Annotated in this window: 15 protein-coding genes; 14 read left to right on the top strand and 1 reads right to left on the bottom strand. The window is 63.1% G+C overall.

Going from position 1 to position 16877, the window contains the following annotated elements:
* Positions 1-37 precede the first annotated feature (37 nt).
* Positions 38-2428, top strand: a complete 2391-nt coding sequence (locus tag AU074_RS19135; RefSeq protein WP_076016048.1) for a TonB-dependent receptor — start codon at positions 38-40, stop codon at positions 2426-2428.
* Between the two features lie 231 nt (positions 2429-2659).
* Complete coding sequence (locus AU074_RS19140; protein ID WP_076016076.1) at positions 2660-3286, top strand: TetR/AcrR family transcriptional regulator; 627 nt, start codon at positions 2660-2662, stop codon at positions 3284-3286.
* Positions 3287-3398: 112 nt separating this feature from the next.
* On the opposite strand, the gene AU074_RS19145 is transcribed toward AU074_RS19140, so the two are convergent.
* Positions 3399-6152 carry a glycoside hydrolase family 3 protein gene (locus AU074_RS19145; protein WP_076016049.1) on the bottom strand — a complete coding sequence of 918 codons (2754 nt, stop codon included), beginning with the start codon at positions 6150-6152 and terminating at the stop codon, positions 3399-3401.
* A gap of 508 nt (positions 6153-6660) precedes the next feature.
* On the opposite strand from AU074_RS19145, the gene AU074_RS19150 reads away from it, so the two are divergent.
* The 12 genes from AU074_RS19150 (at position 6661) to gspD (ending at position 16871) form a co-directional block, all read left to right on the top strand.
* Complete coding sequence (locus tag AU074_RS19150; RefSeq protein ID WP_076016050.1) at positions 6661-6888, top strand: hypothetical protein; 228 nt, start codon at positions 6661-6663, stop codon at positions 6886-6888.
* A gap of 94 nt (positions 6889-6982) precedes the next feature.
* Positions 6983-8707 (top strand): type II secretion system ATPase GspE, encoded by a 1725-nt coding sequence (gene gspE, locus AU074_RS19155; RefSeq protein WP_076016077.1) that lies wholly within the window; start codon positions 6983-6985, stop codon positions 8705-8707.
* Positions 8704-9906 (top strand): type II secretion system inner membrane protein GspF, encoded by a 1203-nt coding sequence (gene gspF / locus AU074_RS19160; RefSeq protein ID WP_076016051.1) that lies wholly within the window; start codon positions 8704-8706, stop codon positions 9904-9906. Before gspE ends, gspF begins: the two co-directional genes overlap by 4 nt.
* 20 nt (positions 9907-9926) lie before the next feature.
* Complete coding sequence (gene gspG, locus AU074_RS19165) at positions 9927-10352, top strand: type II secretion system major pseudopilin GspG (protein WP_076016052.1); 426 nt, start codon at positions 9927-9929, stop codon at positions 10350-10352.
* Positions 10352-10783 (top strand): GspH/FimT family pseudopilin, encoded by a 432-nt coding sequence (locus AU074_RS19170; RefSeq protein WP_076016053.1) that lies wholly within the window; start codon positions 10352-10354, stop codon positions 10781-10783. The genes gspG and AU074_RS19170 overlap by 1 nt, the downstream gene beginning before the upstream one ends.
* A complete protein-coding gene (locus AU074_RS19175) occupies positions 10780-11151 on the top strand; it encodes a prepilin-type N-terminal cleavage/methylation domain-containing protein (protein ID WP_076016054.1) in 372 nt (123 codons plus the stop codon). The genes AU074_RS19170 and AU074_RS19175 overlap by 4 nt, the downstream gene beginning before the upstream one ends.
* Positions 11148-11780 carry a prepilin-type N-terminal cleavage/methylation domain-containing protein gene (locus AU074_RS19180; protein WP_076016055.1) on the top strand — a complete coding sequence of 211 codons (633 nt, stop codon included), beginning with the start codon at positions 11148-11150 and terminating at the stop codon, positions 11778-11780. The genes AU074_RS19175 and AU074_RS19180 overlap by 4 nt, the downstream gene beginning before the upstream one ends.
* The gene (locus tag AU074_RS19185) at positions 11777-12499 is read left to right on the top strand and encodes a general secretion pathway protein GspK (protein ID WP_076016056.1); all 723 of its coding nucleotides are present in this window, start codon (positions 11777-11779) and stop codon (positions 12497-12499) included. The genes AU074_RS19180 and AU074_RS19185 overlap by 4 nt, the downstream gene beginning before the upstream one ends.
* On the top strand, positions 12496-13536 hold the full coding sequence (locus AU074_RS19190) for a type II secretion system protein GspL (RefSeq protein WP_076016057.1): 1041 nt from the start codon (positions 12496-12498) through the stop codon (positions 13534-13536). The genes AU074_RS19185 and AU074_RS19190 overlap by 4 nt, the downstream gene beginning before the upstream one ends.
* A complete protein-coding gene (gspM, locus tag AU074_RS19195) occupies positions 13511-14122 on the top strand; it encodes a type II secretion system protein GspM (RefSeq protein WP_076016058.1) in 612 nt (203 codons plus the stop codon). The genes AU074_RS19190 and gspM overlap by 26 nt, the downstream gene beginning before the upstream one ends.
* Positions 14119-14643 carry a general secretion pathway protein GspN gene (locus AU074_RS19200; protein ID WP_076016059.1) on the top strand — a complete coding sequence of 175 codons (525 nt, stop codon included), beginning with the start codon at positions 14119-14121 and terminating at the stop codon, positions 14641-14643. The genes gspM and AU074_RS19200 overlap by 4 nt, the downstream gene beginning before the upstream one ends.
* Entirely contained in the window at positions 14640-16871 is a 2232-nt protein-coding gene (gene gspD, locus AU074_RS19205) for a type II secretion system secretin GspD (RefSeq protein ID WP_076016060.1), read from the top strand. Before AU074_RS19200 ends, gspD begins: the two co-directional genes overlap by 4 nt.
* Positions 16872-16877: the final 6 nt, after the last annotated feature.

Below are 16877 nucleotides of genomic sequence, written 5' to 3' on the forward strand. Positions count from 1 at the left end.
ATTCCAGGTAAGTGAACAAAATCGAGAGCTTCTTCCAATGCCCGCAATCCGCCCGCTGCTGAATTTCAGCCTGATGCTGAGCCTGAGTGCCAGCCCGTTGTTCGTCCCCATCAGTTATGCCGAAGACGGCGCGTCCCGGCGCAGCTACCAGGTGCCGGCCGGCAGCTTGAGCACCGCGCTGACCCGTTTCGCCGGCCTGGCCGGGGTCAACCTCTCGGTAGACCCGGCGCTGGTCAGCGGCCGTAACAGCAGCGGGTTGTCCGGCGAATACGGCGTCGAAGAAGGGTTTGCCCGCTTGCTGCAAGGCTCGGGCCTGCAACTGCAACCCCTGGGCGAGCAGGCCTACATGCTGACCCCGATTCCGGAAGGCGGCAGCCTGCAACTGGCACCCACCTCGATTCTTGGCACCGTCGGCGATGCCGGCAGCGAGTCCTTCGCCGGGGGCCAGGTGGCACGCCGTGGCTCCCAGGGTTTGCTGGGCTCACGGGATTTCATGGAAACCCCGTTCAGCATGACCACCTACACCAGCGAGGCGGTCAAGAACCAGCAGGCGCGAACCCTCGGCGACCTGATCGCCAGCGACCCCTCGGTGCGTGCCACCAACCCGGCGGGCGGGCGCTATGAACAATTCACCATTCGCGGTTTCAGCCTGTTTAACAGCGATGTCGCCTACAACGGCCTCTACGGCGTGCTGCCGACCTACACCATCGACATGGAAATGGCCGAGCGCGTCGACATCGTCAAAGGCCCCAGCCAACTGATCAACGGCATCTCGCCGCGGGGCAGCGTCGGCGGCGGGATCAACGTGGTGCCCAAGCGCGCTACCGACAAGCCCATCACCTCGTTAACCGGCAGTTGGGCCTCCGACAGCCAGGCGGGCGGGGCCGTGGACATAGGCCGGCGTTTTGGTGAAGACAATAAATTCGGCCTGCGTTTCAACGGCGTGAAGCAGTCCGGCGACACTGCCTGGGACGACCAGAGTGTCGATCGCGAAATGGCCGTACTGGGCCTGGATTTTCGCGGTGAACGCCTGCGACTCTCCACCGACATCGGCCGCACCGAGCGCGACACCGACGCCCCGCAGGAGCGCGTGCAAGTTGGTCCCAATGCCAAGGTGCCGAGTGCCAACGACGTGCGTCACAACTACGCGCAACCCTGGAGCAAGGCGAGCACCAACGACACCTTCGGCACGGTCAACGGCGAGTTCGACCTCAGTGACAACGTGATGCTCTATGGCGGTGTCGGCGCGCGTAAAAGTAACCATGACTTCCTGCGTCATGCGGTGTCGGTGACCAACAACGCCGGTGACTTCAGCGTGCAGCCCCGCGACTTCACCCGCGACGAAAACGTGCGTACCGCCACGGCGGGCGTGCGCAACTGGTTTCATACCGGCCCGGTCAGCCATGAGGTCAACCTGGCGGCCAGCTACTTCTATATGGACTTCGAAAACGGCGGCGCACGCTATGCGCCAGGTTCGAGCAATATCTACAATCCGGTAGAAACACCTACGCCAAGCCGGCCAACGCGATTTGACTCGAAGGTCTACACCGAAAACCGCTTCAGCGGCGTGGCGTTGTCCGACACCCTGGGCTTCTTCGATGACCGGTTGCTGCTGACCCTCGGTGCGCGCTGGCAGCGGGTCAAGGTGGATGACTGGACCGATGACGTCAAAGGCGACACCGCCTACGACGAGGAAAAAATCTCACCGTCGGGCGGCATCCTGTTCAAGGCCACCGACAAGCTGTCGCTGTACGCCAACTACATGGAAGGCCTGAGCCAAGGCAAGATCGCGCCGTCGACCTCGATCAACGAGGATGAAATCTTCCCGCCCTTCATCAGCCGCCAGGTTGAAGTCGGTGCCAAGTACGACGCGGGGGCGTTCGCGGTCACCGCTGCGGTGTTCCGGATCAAGCAGCCGGCCTACGAGACCAACGCCACCACGCGGGTCTTCGGCCCCAACGGCAAGCGCCAGAACGACGGTGTCGAACTCAGCGTGTTCGGCGAACCGCTCAAGGGCTTCCGCCTGCTGGGCGGGGTGATGTACATCGACAGCGAATTGACCAACACCACCAACGGCACCTTCGACGGCAACCGCGCGCCGGCCACGCCCAAGTACAACGTCAACCTCGGCGCCGAGTGGGATGTGCCGACCGTTGAAGGCCTGACCCTGACCAGCCGCGGGATCTATTCCAGCTCCCAGTACCTGGACCAGTCCAACGTCAAGGAAATCGACGCCTGGACCCGTCTTGATGTTGGCGCACGCTACGCCTTCAAGGTCGACGACAAGCACATCACCCTGCGGGCCAACGTCGAGAACGTGGCCAATCGGCGCTACTGGAGTTCGGCCGGTGCCTCGGATGACAGCGAGCCGGGTTTGACCTTGTCGACGCCGCGTACTTACTTGCTGTCGGCCACGGTCGACTTCTGATTCGATGCCTCGGCGGCCTGCCACACTGCTTTTCTGACCTCCACAGGCTTGGGGAGCAGGCGGTTCTGGTAAAACAGGTCCGCCGTTTTCCGAGCGCGAACCGTTGCATTACGCGGTGGGCGTGACGGCTGCGGGCTAACTGCCGCTTGATCGAGCGCGAGAGCGGCTGAGGTTTATTTGCGGCGCCTGGCCATTTTGGATACGGTGCAGGCCTGCCAAAAGGACCTGCCAATGACCGAGCCACAACCCGCTACCGCGCCCAGAACCCGCCGTGCGCCCAAAGGCGAAAAGCGCCGGGAAGAACTGTTGGACGCTGCTTTACAGGTGTTTTCCATGGAAGGCTACAGCGGCGCCTCGATGGCGCAGGTGGCGGCGATCGTCGGCATCTCGGTGGCCGGCCTGCTGCATCACTTTCCCAGCAAGATTTCGTTGTTGATGGGCGTGCTGCAACGCCGGGACGAGGTCAATCAGCGGATTGCCGATGAGGTTCGGGCCGAGAAGTCATTGTCCGGGTTGCTCGGCAGCCTGCGGGCGATCAACCGCTCCAACGCGACAGCGCCGGGGGTGGTGCGGGCTTTTACGATTCTGAATGCGGAAAGCCTGCTGGACACCCATCCGGCCTGGGGTTGGTTTCAGGAGCGCTATGCGGGCATTCATCGGCGCATGCACGGGCAGTTTGCAGACCTTGTGGCCATGGGCGAGGTGCGCGCCGATGTGGACATCGCCGGGCTGGTGGAAGAGATCCTGGCCATGATGGACGGCTTGCAGATCCAGTGGCTGCGCTTTCCCGATCAGGTGGACCTGGTGGCGCGTTTCGATACCTACATCGCGCGGGTCGATGCGGCCATACGGGCGTAAATAATGTAGGAGCGAGCTTGCTCGCGAAGGACGTCAACGATAACGCGGGCATCCTGGCTTAACGCGGTGTCTTTGCGTTTTTCGCGAGCAAGCTCGCTCCTACAGGTTTTTATCAGTTACCCACAGCACTGCCCTGGTTGCTGTCATCCGAGGTGTCGTAGCCGTCACCGTCGCTGGTGCCGGAGTCACCCTGGTTCTGATGCAGCACACCACCGGTCTTGACCGTTGGCAGCTCACGCAGCGTGGAGTTGAGCGCCGAGCGTGGCAGCGGGTTGCTGGTGGTGGTCGACAGTTCCTGGCGGAACGGGTTGACCAGCTTGGCGTTCAGGCGAATGTCCTGGGACGAGGCGCCGACCGACAGGTTGAAGCTGTCGGCGTCCACCACCCATTGCTTGCTCGCCACATCGAAGTACGCCAGTGAGCGGTCGTTGAGTTCGATGGTCACGCGCTTGCTCTCGCCGGGCTTGAGGAACACCTTCTTGTAGCCCTTGAGTTCCTTCAGTGCCCGTTCGACTTTCGGGTGGTTCTGGCCCACATACAGCTCGGCGACTTCAGCGCCCGCCACCTTGCCGGTGTTGCTCAGGTCGAACGATACCTTGATCGGCGCGCCCGCCACCGCGACACCGGGTGTCACGCTGATGTTGCTGTAGCCGAAGGTGGTGTACGACAGGCCGTAGCCGAACGGGTAGAGCGGCTTGATGCCTTTTTTCTCGTAGCCGCGATAACCCAGGAACAGGTCGTCCTTGTAGCTCATCTGCGTGAGGGTTTCCTGATTGTCGAATTTCGGGAAAGTCGCGTAGATCGGGTTGTCTTCGATATTGCGCTCGATGCTGATGGGCAGCTTGGCCGATGGATTGACCTTGCCCAGCAAAATCTCCGCCAGGGCCTGGCCGCCGTTCTGCCCCGGGTAGAACGCATGCAGCGCCGCCGGCACCTGGTCGATCCAGTCGCTCATCTTCAGCCCGGTGCCACCGTGCAGGGTGACCACGGTGTTCGGGTTGACCTTGGCAATGCTCTGGATCAGCAGGTTCTGGTACTCCGGCAAATCGAAGCTGTGGTCGAAGCCTTCACCTTCGTACTCATTGCTGTTGCCTGCCGCCACCAGCACCGCGTCGTACTGGGCCAGGTCCTTGGGCGCCACCAGCGAGGCCCAGCTCATTTGCACGCCTACCAGGCCGCCCATGGTCGAGATGTAGCCTTTGCGGCGCGAGTACTCAAGCTTGATGTCCACGGCTTTGCCGGCTTCAAGATTGACCTTGGCGAACACCGGAATCGTCGGCGGGATGCTGTTGTTGGGCAGTGGGTTGCCGTCGCCGTTGTCGTGCACTTTCTGGCCATTGACGTACAGGCGCACGGCACCGTCGGCGCGCACCTTGAACACCTGTTCGCCGCTGACGGTCGGGGTGATCTGGCCGCTGTAGCGGATCGACGTGGCGGCGGTGTTGCCATTCACCGGCAGACTGTCGGTGGACCAGTCGAGGTCGACATGGTTGTCGGTGCGGGTGGCAGCCGGGTCGCCGGACCAGTTGGCATTGCTGAAGAACTCGGTCTTCAAGCCCTTGACGCTGTTGCCGTCGCTGTCGGTGTGGGTCCAGTTGGACGCCGTCTGGTCCAGGGACAGCCCTTCGATGAACTCGACCTTGGCGTTCGGCGCCAGTTGCTGCAGGCCACTCAGTTCACTGATGTAGTTGGCGGCCATCACATTGGCGCTGCCGAATCCGGTGGGCGGTGCGTATTTGGCCAGGTTGCCGACCACGGCGATGCGCTTGACCTTCTTCGCGTCCAGGGGCAGCAGGCTGTCCTGGTTTTTCAGCAGCACGATGCCTTCGCGGGCCGCATTCAACGCCACGCGGTTGCTGGTTGCGCTGTTCATGTTATGGGTGGTCAGCGGCGCCTTGCTGTCGAATTTGTACAGGTAGATCTGCTTGAGGATGCGCCGCACCTTGTCATCGATGGTCGCGCCGGCGAGTTCGCCACTGTCGAGGAACGGCTTGAGTACAGTACTGTTCATCTGGTAGCCCATCATGTCCAGATCGGTACCCGCCTGTGCCGCCGGCAAGCCGTTGACCACAGCGTTGTAGTCACTCTGCACAAAGCCCGGATAGCCCCATTCGGTCTTCAGGATGTCGTGCATCAGGTGCTTGTTCTCGCAGGCGAACTCACCGTTCACCTTCTGGAACGAACACATCATCATCGCCACTTTGCTGTTCTTCGAGGCGGATTCGAAGGGCGGCAGGGTCATTTCCCGCAGCACCCGTTCGCTGATGGTCTCGTCGAGGTGAAAGCGGTTGCTTTCCTGGTCGTTGGCGGCGAAATGTTTGGCGTTGGCCCATACCCCGCGTGACTGGATACCATTGATCACCGCCGGCCCCAGGCTGGCGCCAAGGAATGGGTCTTCACCGGACAGGTACTCAAACGCCCGGCCGCTGTAAGGCATGCGGTACAGGTTCACCCCGGGCCCGGTGACGAATTGATAACCGCCGCTTGCGGTGTCGTAACCCAGGGCACGGCCCAGGTCGATGGCGCGGCGCGGGTTCCAGCTGGCCGCCAGGTTCGGGCCGGAGGGGTACACCACGCCCTGGTCGTTGCCTTCGCTGGTGTAGCGCACACCCACGCCACCGTCGGCGCCATGAATCTGCGGCACGCCATACTGAGTCAGCGGCTTGACGTCCCAACCACCGGTGCCGCCGATATAGGCGAGTTTTTCTTCCAGGGTCATCTTGGCCAGGGTCTTGTTTGCGGCCTTTTCGGCACGGTTTACCCGCGCTTCATCGAGGGCGGGGCTGGTGGCCGCATGCACCTGGGACACAGCGAGCGCCAGCAGGGCGAATGCCGACTGCGCACCGATCATTTTGCGTTTACTCATGGGACTCTCCGACAACTGATTATTGATAGCTGGGTGCCGAGAAGTGCATTTCGTTGTGCACGCTCGTCACTTTTTTACGGGCAATAGTTCACCTTTGTCGCAACTTTTTGCCGATGGCTAATTGCGATTACGGGGCGGATTCCGCAGTTTTAAAAGTGTAATAATTGAACTAGTTATTGTTTTGAGTAGTGTCTATGCGATATCACGAGATGGCATTTTGAACCGCTAAAACGCCGTAATTAAGTCAATTCTTGCCGTAAAATGTCAAACGAAAGCTAATATCTGCGTAAAATAAGAAATATTTTCTTACGTTTATGAACTTAGATTAAACCTACTAGTCGATTGGTTTAAGGAAATATGCGCAGTCATGGCTAACTAGTGGCGTTCGCCAGTAGTTCTAAATGGCCATAATCCAAATGGGCTGTAATACAAAATGCTTTGGTGTAGGGTCTTGACCCTGTCAGGACCGTGCTTGGGCGATTGATTGTTTTTTATCTGGAGAAAGTTAATGAAGATTTCCCTGTTGAGTGCCGGTGTTGTACTGGGCGTTGCGCTAAGTGGGGCGGCAATGGCCGTCGAGTCGACGGACGCTGACGCGAAGTCCGGTGCCGCCGATTCCACGGTGATCACCCAGGCCCACGATGCCAAGGCGGCGAAGAAGCAGAAGGCCGAAACCACCAAGGGCGGCCGCCCGCTGAGTAACAGCCAGGCGACTGCGCCAAAAACTTCCAACTAAGGTTGGATGCACCTGTTTCCGGGCGCCTTACCAGCAGGCGCCACGGCAACAGTTTTTTTAAATAGCCCCTCAGATTTCGCAGATGCCCCAGCCCATGCCGTCCACGCCCATCGATGCTTGCCGAATGCAGATTCCGGATACCGAACAGGTGTGTGCATGGCTGATGCAGCAGGCCGGTTTGAAAACCGTCGACCTGGAACGCGCCCGACGGTTATCTCAGGAGTCCGACGACCCTGAACTGCTCGGCCTGCTGACGCGTCTGGGGCTGGTTTCCGAAGTGGAGCTGGCGCGGGCCTGGGCGGATTTGCTTGGCGCTCCGTTGCTGCTGGCGGACGCCGCACCGCCCGTGCTCGATCCGCTGCCGGCGCTGACCGAACGCTTCATGCGTCATTACCAGGTGGTGCCGGTGGGCTGGAGCCACGGCGGCTTGCGTGTGCTGGCGGCCAACCCGGCGCTGCTGTATCCGTTCCAGGCCCTGGCGTATGCGTGCGGCGTGCCGGTGTGGCTGGCGGTAGGCCCGCGCAATGAAGTCGAAACCCTGATCGAGCGCTATTACGGCCAGGGCCGTTCGGCCATGGGCACCCTGATCGAAAATCTCGACGAGCAGGGCGGCGCCCTGGAAGACATCGAACACCTCAAGGACATGGCGTCCGAGGCGCCGGTGATTCGCCTGGTCAACCTGATCCTGCAGCGGGCCGTTGAGAATCGAGCGTCGGACATCCATATCGAACCCTTCGAAAACCAGCTCAAGGTGCGCTACCGCATCGACGGTGTACTGCATGAAGCCGAGGCGCCGCCATCGAGCTCCTCGGCGGCGGTGATTTCCCGGGTCAAGATCATGGCGCGGCTGGACATCGCCGAGCGGCGCTTGCCGCAGGACGGCCGGATCATGTTGCGCATCCAGGGCAAGGAGCTGGACCTGCGGGTGTCCACGGTGCCCACCAGTTTTGGCGAGTCGGTGGTGATGCGCCTGCTGGACCGCCAGACCGTGCAGTTCGATTTCCAGAGCCTGGGTTTTGATGGCCAGCGCCTGGAAACCTTTCTTGAAGTGCTCGAGCGACCCCACGGCATCCTGCTGGTCACCGGCCCCACCGGCTCGGGTAAAACCACCACGCTCTATACCGCGCTGTCGCGGCTCAATACCGCCGAGCGCAAGATCATCACCGTCGAAGACCCGGTGGAATACCAACTGGAAGGCATCAACCAGATCCAGGTCAAGCCGGCCATCGGGCTGGACTTCGCCGGGGCGCTGCGCTCCATCGTGCGCCAGGACCCGGACGTGATCATGATCGGTGAAATCCGCGACCTGGAAACCTGCCGCATTGCTATTCAATCGTCGTTGACCGGGCATTTGGTGCTTTCTACTTTGCACACCAACAGCGCCGCGGCGAGTATCACCCGCCTGCTCGACATGGGCGTAGAGAGCTACCTGATCGCGTCCACCGTCAATGGCATCCTCGCCCAGCGCCTGGTGCGCCGCCTCGACCCGGCGACCCGCGAGGCGTTCGAAGCCCCGCCGGAACTGATCGAGGAACACGGCCTCGACCGCTTCACCGACCAGCGCCCGATCCTGCTTTACCGGCCTCGCGCCAACGCCCCCGGCGGCGGTTACCACGGCCGCAGTGCAATCACCGAATTGCTGGTGATGAATGACGAACTGCGCAGTTTGTTGATGCGCCAGGCGGATGCCGCGACCCTTGAACAAGCTGCCCGCCGCAGTGGCCTGCGTACCCTGCATGAAGAGGGTCTGCGCCAAGCCGTGGCGGGTGTCACGTCCCTTGAAGAAGTGCTGCGCGTCACCCGTGGAGAGGGCGCGTGAGCCTGTTCAAATACCGCGCCCTGGACAGCCAGGGCGTCGCGCAAAACGGCACCCTGGAAGCCAAGGACCAGGCCGCCGCCGTCGCCGCGCTGCACAAGCGTGGGCTGCTGTTGTTGCAGATTGATCCCGCCAGCGCTCAGGGGCTGCGCAACGCTTTCGGGCGCGGCCATTTGAATGGCGCGGCGCTGGTCAGTTTTACCCAGCAATTGGCCACGCTGCTCGGCGCGGGCCAGCCGCTGGAACGCTCGCTGGGCATCCTGCTCAAGCAACCCGGCCAGCCGCAAACCCGCGCGTTGATCGAGCGCATCCGCGAGCACGTCAAGGCCGGTAAACCCTTGTCGGCAGCGCTGGAGGAGGAGGGCAGCCAATTCTCGCCGCTGTACCTGAGCATGGTCCGCGCCGGCGAGGCCGGCGGCGCGCTGGAGAACACCCTGCGCCAGATCAGCGACTACCTGGAACGCAGCCAGTTATTGAGGGGCGAAGTGATCAATGCCTTGATCTATCCCGCCTTCCTGGTCGTCGGCGTGCTCGGTTCGCTGGCGCTGTTGCTGGCCTACGTGGTGCCGCAGTTCGTGCCGATCTTCAAGGACTTGGGCGTGCCGATTCCGCTGATCACCGAAGTGATTCTGGGACTCGGCCAGTTCCTCGGCGCCTATGGCCTGGCGGTGCTCGCCGGGTTGATCGTGACTGTCTGGGGCCTGGCGGCACGCCTGCGCAACCCTCGACACCGTGAAGCGTACGACCGGCGCGTGCTGGGTATCCGAGTTATAGGCCCGCTGTTGCAGCGGGTCGAAGCCGCACGCCTGGCACGCACCCTTGGCACCTTGCTGAGCAACGGCGTGGCGTTGCTGCAAGCGCTGGTGATCGCTCGCCAGGTCTGTACGAACAGAGCCTTGCAGGCACAAGTGGCCCAGGCCGCCGAGTCGGTGAAAGGCGGCGGCACCCTGGCCAGTGCGTTTGGCAGCCAACCGCTGCTGCCGGACCTGGCGCTGCAAATGATTGAAGTCGGCGAACAGGCCGGTGAACTGGACAGCATGCTGCTCAAGGTCGCCGACGTGTTCGACGTCGAAGCCAAGCGCGGCATCGACCGCCTGCTCGCCGCCCTGGTGCCGTCCCTGACCGTGGTCATGGCGGTGCTGGTGGCGGTGATCATGCTGGCGATCATGCTGCCGTTGATGAGTCTGACCAGCAATATATGAAAACCCGAGGAAGCAAGCCGATGCGCCATACCCGTTTCAAACCCGCCCGCCGCCAAGGCGGTTTTACCTTGCTGGAAATGCTCGCGGTGATCGTGTTGCTGGGGATCGTCGCCACCATCGTGGTGCGCCAAGTGGGCGGCAATGTCGACAAGGGCAAGTACGGCGCGGGCAAGGCGCAACTGGCCAGCCTGAGCATGAAGATCGAGAGCTACGGCCTGGATGTGGGGTCGCCGCCCAAGAGTTTGCAGCAACTGGTCGAGAAATCCGGCAACGCCGCCGGTTGGGCCGGGCCGTACGCCAAGCCCTCAGACCTCAAGGACCCGTTCGGCCATGCCTTCGGCTATCGTTTCCCCGGTGAACATGGGGCCTTCGACCTGATTTTCTACGGTCAAGACGGCCAGCCCGGCGGCGAAGGCTACAGCGCTGACTTGGGCAACTGGGAATAATGCAGGCCCTCCAACGCGGCTTTACCCTGCTGGAGATGCTGGTGGTGATCGTGTTGATCAGCATCGCGGCCGGGTTGGTGGGATTTGGCCTGCAACAAGGCCTGCGGGTTGCCAAAGAGCGTCAGGCGGTTGGGCAGATGGTCGATGCCCTGCGCAGCACGCGGGCGCGGGCGATTGTCAGCGGGGCGCCGGCCAAGACGCTGTTCGACATGCACCAATTGAGCTTCCATGCGCCGGGACGCCCGGTCAAACACTGGCCGGCCGACCTGCAAGTGACCCTGCACACCGCCGAGCAAGCAGGCTCTGCGGTGGAGTTTTACCCTGACGGCAGTTCCACCGGCGGCAACCTGTTGTTGGCCAATGGCTCGCGGCGTTGGCGCATCGATATTGGCTGGCTGACTGGCAGCGTGCAGTCCAAGGCGTTGCCATGAAGCGTCAGTCGGGTTTCACCTTGCTGGAAATGCTTGCTGCACTGACCCTCATGGCCATTTGCAGCACGGTGTTGCTGGTCGCTTTCGGGCAGAGCGCGCGCTCGTTGTTGCAGGTCGCCCACAGCGACCGCCTGACCCATGCCGCCTTGAGCGTGATGGACCAGGAAGGATCCGGCCCGCTGGCAAGCGGCACTCGCCAGGGCAGCCTGGGCGACGGCATCGATTGGCAATTGACCATTGCCCAGCAGCCAACCCGTATCGGCCAGCCGCGGTTGTTTCGCCTTGACCTTACCGTCAGTGAGGCCCGGCGCCAGGCCCATTTCAGCACCTTGAAATTGCGCGCTGTCACCGACAGGGCTGGCCCGTGAATCAGCGTCAACAGGGCTTTACCTTACTGGAAATCATGATCGTGCTCAGTTTGCTGGGTGTGTTGCTGACGCTGGTGGGCGGCGCGTTGCTGGGTGCCAACCGCGCGGTGCTCAAGGCCCAGCGCTACACGGTCAGCCTCGATGAAATGCGCGCCGCACAACAGTTTTTGCGCACCTCTATCAGCGAGGCGCTGCCGCTGGACGTGACTGAGGACGACAGCCAAACCAACGGTTTTTTTGCCGGATCCGCCCAACGCCTGCAATTCGTCGCGACCTTGCCCGGTGTGCTCGGTGGCGGTATCCAGCGCTTCACTTTGCAGTTAACCGGGCCCGAGGAGCAGCGCGATTTGCAAGTGGCGTTCGCGCGGTTTGAGTCCAGTGCCCAAGTGAGTGTGCCGGCCACCCGCAGCGAGCCCCAGGTGTTGCTGAAGAACGTCGAGGATCTGCAATTCAGCTATCGCGGCGTGTCGCCCAAGGGCCAGGCCACCGGCTGGATCAGTGACTGGCCGTGGACCAAACGCTTGCCTTATGCAGTGCGCATTGCGGCGCGCGTCAACGGGCCGGTGCCGTGGGTGACCCAAGTGGTTGCCCTGCGCCTGAATCTGTCCAGCGGAGCATCAGACCAATGAAGCGTCAGCGCGGCGTTGCACTGCTGCTGGTGCTGTGGGTGCTGGCATTGCTCAGCCTGCTGCTGGGCGGCCTGGCCGGTTGGGTGCAACTGGAAAGCCGCCAGGCCCTGTGGCATCGCCAGCACACCCAGGCGTTGCTGGCGGCGGAGGCGGGCGTGGCGTTGGCCATGCAGGCTCTGGCCGACCCGTTGCAGCGCAAACAATGGATTGCCGACGGCCGCGAAATGCCCTTGGTGTTTGATGACGCACAGCTGCTCGTGAGCCTGCACAGCGAGCGCGGCAAGCTGTATTTGAACAGCGCCGAGGCGGCCGACTTTGCCCGCCTGGCCCTGGCTTGCGGCGCCACCCAGGCCCAGGCCAGCCGGCTCGCCAGTGACCTGGAAGTGCGGCGCAACGAAGGCCTGCCGCCGTTCCGTGTGGTGGAAGAACTGCGGCAATTGCCCGGCATGACCCAGGCGCTGTACAGCCGGCTGGTCCCGGAAATCAGCTTGTGGAGTGGTCTGGACCGGCCCGATCCTGCTTTCGCCAGCCCATTGATGCGCCAGGCGTTGAACCTGCCCCGGCAGAGCGCGACGGGCGCCGACCCCGGTGATGTGCTGGTGATCGACAGTCGCGCACAACGTCCCGGCGGCTATCACGCCCGGTTGCAAGCCACGGTGTTATTGAGCCCCGCGCAAGGCAGCGCACAACCCTATCGAGTCCTACGTTGGCAAGAATGAACGAACACTTATCCGCACGGCTGCAAGTGCTGGTGGCACCTTTCGCCCAGCGCTGGCGCGGCAGTGTGCTGCAATTGGGCTGGCAGCTGTGGCTCAAGGAGCTGCATGGCTGCCTGCCGGATTGGTTGTCGCTGCATGACATCCCCGAGCATGTCTACCGCTGGCCGTTGACGGCGCCCGTGGAACAGCTCACCGGCGAGGCGCGTCGGGTGCTGGTACTGCCACCCTCGGCGGTGCTGGTGCAAACCGTGCAGTTGCCCCCGGCCGCCGCGCGTAACCTGGCGACAGTGGTGGGTTATGAGCTGGACCGTTTTACCCCGTTCGATGCCGCCCAGTTGTACTTCGTCGTGCGCCAGGAGCGCCGTACACCCACGCACTTGCAGGTGACACTGGTGGCGATCCTGCGCGAGCGCCTTGACCAGATGCTTGATGAATGCGCGGCCCTTGGCTTGCAGCCCCATGCCGTGGATGTGGCCGACGGGGTCGGGCTGATGGGTATCGACCTGCTGCCGGCGCCATTGCGTCCGCGCCAGCGTCCGGCCGGGAAGGGTTTGCAACGCAGCCTGCCGTGGCTGTGCGGTGCCTTGCTGATTGCCGCGATGCTGCTGTGGCTCAACGACCGGCAGCGGGTGCTCGACGTGATGCATGCGCAGGTGCAGCAGCAAAAAGCCCAGGTTGCCGAGATCCAGAGCCTGCGCCAACAACTGCTCAACACCCGTGGCGCCGCGCAGTACCTGATCCGCCGCAAATCGGCACAACCGCCACTGGCCGCGCTGCTGAATGAGCTGACCGCGTGCCTGCCCGCCGACACCTGGATCGACCAGTTGGAGGTCAATGACGGCGCCGACGTTTCCTTTTCCGGGCAGAGCGCCAAGGCCAGCGCCATGATCACCCGGATCAAGGCCTGCCACAGCCTGGAAAACGCCCAGTTCGAAGGGGTGATCCAGCCCGATGCGCAAACCGGCAAGGATCAGTTTTCCCTGCGCGCCCACTTGCACCAGGAGGCCGCCGATGCGCCGACCACTGACACCCCGTGAACGTCGCGGCGCGGCCTTGCTGATCCTCGCGCTGGTGCTGGGCGGCGGTTACTGGCTGCTGATCGACAGCTGGTTCGCCGGGCCATTGCGCGACATGGGCGAGCAAGCAGAACAGCTGCGCGAACAACAGCAACGCTATGCCGGCCTGTTGCACCAGGGCGCCGCCTTGCGCGAGCAACTGGAGCAAGCCCGCCAGGACCCGGCCAGCAGCACCAGCCTGTTGCCGGGAGATGACCCCAGCGCCGTGGCGGCCGACCTGATGCAACGCATCGCCGACCTGATCAGCAGCCGCGCCAGCTTCGGCGGCGGTTGCAGCCTGACCCAGCGCATGCCCATCACTCCGGAGCAGGACGACACCGAGCCCTATCGCCAGGTGAAAGTCAGCCTGACCCTCAACTGCGCCATCGAGCCCCTGACCGCGATCCTGCATGAACTGGAGTACCAGCGACCGTTCCTGTTCGTGGATGAAATGAGCATCCGCCGGGCCCCTAATGCCCCCGCCAGCGGCGGTGCCGGAAAGCTGGTGGTGCACCTGTTGGTGCGCGGTTATCTGCAACCGGCAGCGGCCACGCAGGCCCGCCGATGATCAATTCATTGCGCCCTCTGGAGTGGGGATTGCTCGGTGTAGCCGGGCTGCTGGGCCTGCTGATGGTGGGCATCTTGAGCAGCATCGGCGATGCGCCCCAGTGGCTGGATGAGCCAGCCTCCGCTACGCGCGCCAATGCTTCGGCCAAGGTTCATGTGGCCCCAAGTGCGACCCTGGAAAGCCTCGCCGGCACCTGGCAGGCGCCGCTGTTCAGCCCCGACCGCAGCCCCGACGCGGCCGTGGGCCAGGCCGAGATTTCCAGCCTGTCGAGCCTGAAGCTGACCGGCGTGCTGCTCGACGGCGACCTTCGCGTCGCGCTGCTCAAACCCGCAGACGGCCCGCCACTCAAGGTCCACCAAGGCCAGACCCTGCCCAACGGCTGGCGCCTGGAACACCTGACACCGCTGCACGCCCGTTTTGTGCTGGACGGCCGCACGCAAACCCTGAGCCTCAGCGCCCTGCGTTTGCCGCCGCCGTCCACCACCCCCCCGATTTCCCTTCCTCACGAGCCCGCCCCTTGATCGATACTTCCCCTCGCGCCTTGCGCACCACCGTGTTTTGCCTGGCCACCGCCGTCGCCCTGGGCGGCTGTGGGTCATTCCCCGATCACCTCGACCCGGACGATGCCTTGCTCCACGAGGCGATGCAGGGCACCGGTTCGCAACGGCCCGCCGTGGACCCGGCCAGCGAGTCGCCTGCGGCTGAAAGTCGCCAACCCCAGGCGCCCACGCCGCCCCAGCGCCAGTTGATTCGCGGTAACCAGCAGTTCGTGCGCCAGCCCGCACCGGCGCCGGCGGTCAAGGATGAAGCCAGTGGCGACATCGTGTTCAACTTCGCCGACCAGCCGATTGAAGCGGTGATCAACAGCGTCATGGGCGACCTGTTGCACGAGAACTACAGCATCGCCCAGGGCGTGAAAGGCAACGTGAGCTTTTCCACCTCAAAGCCGGTGAACAAGAAGCAGGCGTTGTCGATCCTCGAAACCCTGCTGTCCTGGACCGATAATGCGATGATCCGCCAGGGCCAGCGCTACGTGATTCTGCCCGCCAACCAGGCGGTGGCGGGCAAGCTGGTGCCGGAAATGAGCGTGTCGCAACCCTCCAGCGGGCTCTCGGCGCGGCTGTTTCCGTTGCGCTATATCTCGGCCACGGAAATGCAGAAACTGCTCAAACCGTTCGCCCCGGAAAACGCGTTCCTGCTGGTGGACCCGGCGCGCAATGTGCTGAGCCTGGCCGGTACGCCGGATGAGTTGGCCAACTACCAGGACACCATCGACACCTTCGACGTCGATTGGCTCAAAGGCATGTCGGTCGGGGTGTTCGGTTTGCAGCGGGCTTCGGTCGCGGAGTTGATGCCCGAGTTGCAAAAGATGTTCGGCCCCGACAGCGGCATGCCCCTGGCGGGCATGGTGCGGTTCCTGCCGATTGAGCGGACCAATTCGGTGGTGGCAATCTCCTCCCAGCCGCAGTACCTCAGCGAAGTCGGCGACTGGATTCATACGATCGACGAAGGCGGCGGCAACGAGCCGCAAATGTACGTCTATGACGTGCGCAACATGAAGGCCACAGACCTCGCCAAGTACCTGCGGCAGATCTACGGCACCGGCGCGATCAAGGACGATACGCCAGCCAAGGTGGCGCCGGGTTTGCGCACGGCGACCTTGTCCTCACTCAATACCAGCGGCGGCACCTCGGGTGGCCTGAACAACAGCGGCAATAGCGCGGGCATCAGCAACAACCAGCAGGCCGGCGACGACGAGGATCAGGCCCCGAGCGCCAACGAAGACAGTGAAAGCGCAGAGCAGGGCGCCGCCGACGGTACTGCCGCCAAAAGCCTCGACGCCGGCACCCGGATCACCGCGCAAAAAAGCAGTAACCAACTGCTGGTACGCACCCGCCCGGTGCAGTGGAAGGAGATCGAGTCGGCGATCAAGCGCCTCGACAATCCGCCGCTGCAAGTGCAGATCGAGACGCGCATCCTCGAAGTCAAACTCACCGGCGAACTGGACCTCGGGGTGCAATGGTACCTGGGCCGCCTGGCGGGTAATTCCACCAGCACCACGGTGGCCAATACTCCTGGCAGCCAGGGCGCGCTGGGCGGTGGCGGGGCGGGATTGGGCGCAGATTCGTTGTTCTATTCCTTCGTCAGCTCCAACCTGCAAGTGGCCTTGCATGCCCTGGAAACCAACGGCCGCACCCAGGTGCTGTCGGCGCCGTCGCTGGTGGTGATGAACAACCAGCCAGCGCAGATCCAGGTGGGCGACAACATCCCCATCAGCCAGACCACGGTCAACACCGGCAATTCCGACAGCACCTTGAGCAGCGTCGAATACGTGCAGACCGGGGTGATCCTCGACGTGGTGCCGCGCATCAACCCGGGCGGCCTGGTGTACATGGACATCCAGCAACAGGTCAGCGACGCCGAGAACCAGACCACCAACAGCAGCGACACGCCCAACAACCCGCGTATCTCCACACGCTCGGTGTCCACCCAGGTGGCGGTGCAAAGCGGCCAGACCGTGTTGCTCGGCGGGCTGATCAAGCAGGACAACGCCGAGAGCGTGAGTGCGGTGCCGTACCTGGGGAAAATCCCCGGTTTGCGCTGGTTGTTTGGCAACACCAGCAAGTCCAAGGACCGCACCGAACTGATCGTGCTGATCACACCGAGGGTGATTACCAGTAGCGGCCAGTCGCGGCAGGTGACGGATGACTATCGCCAGCAGATGCAGCTGTTGCGGCCGGCGAACTAGTTCGCG

This window comes from Pseudomonas sp. ATCC PTA-122608 (assembly GCF_001952855.1).
In the GTDB taxonomy this organism is placed as follows: domain Bacteria; phylum Pseudomonadota; class Gammaproteobacteria; order Pseudomonadales; family Pseudomonadaceae; genus Aquipseudomonas.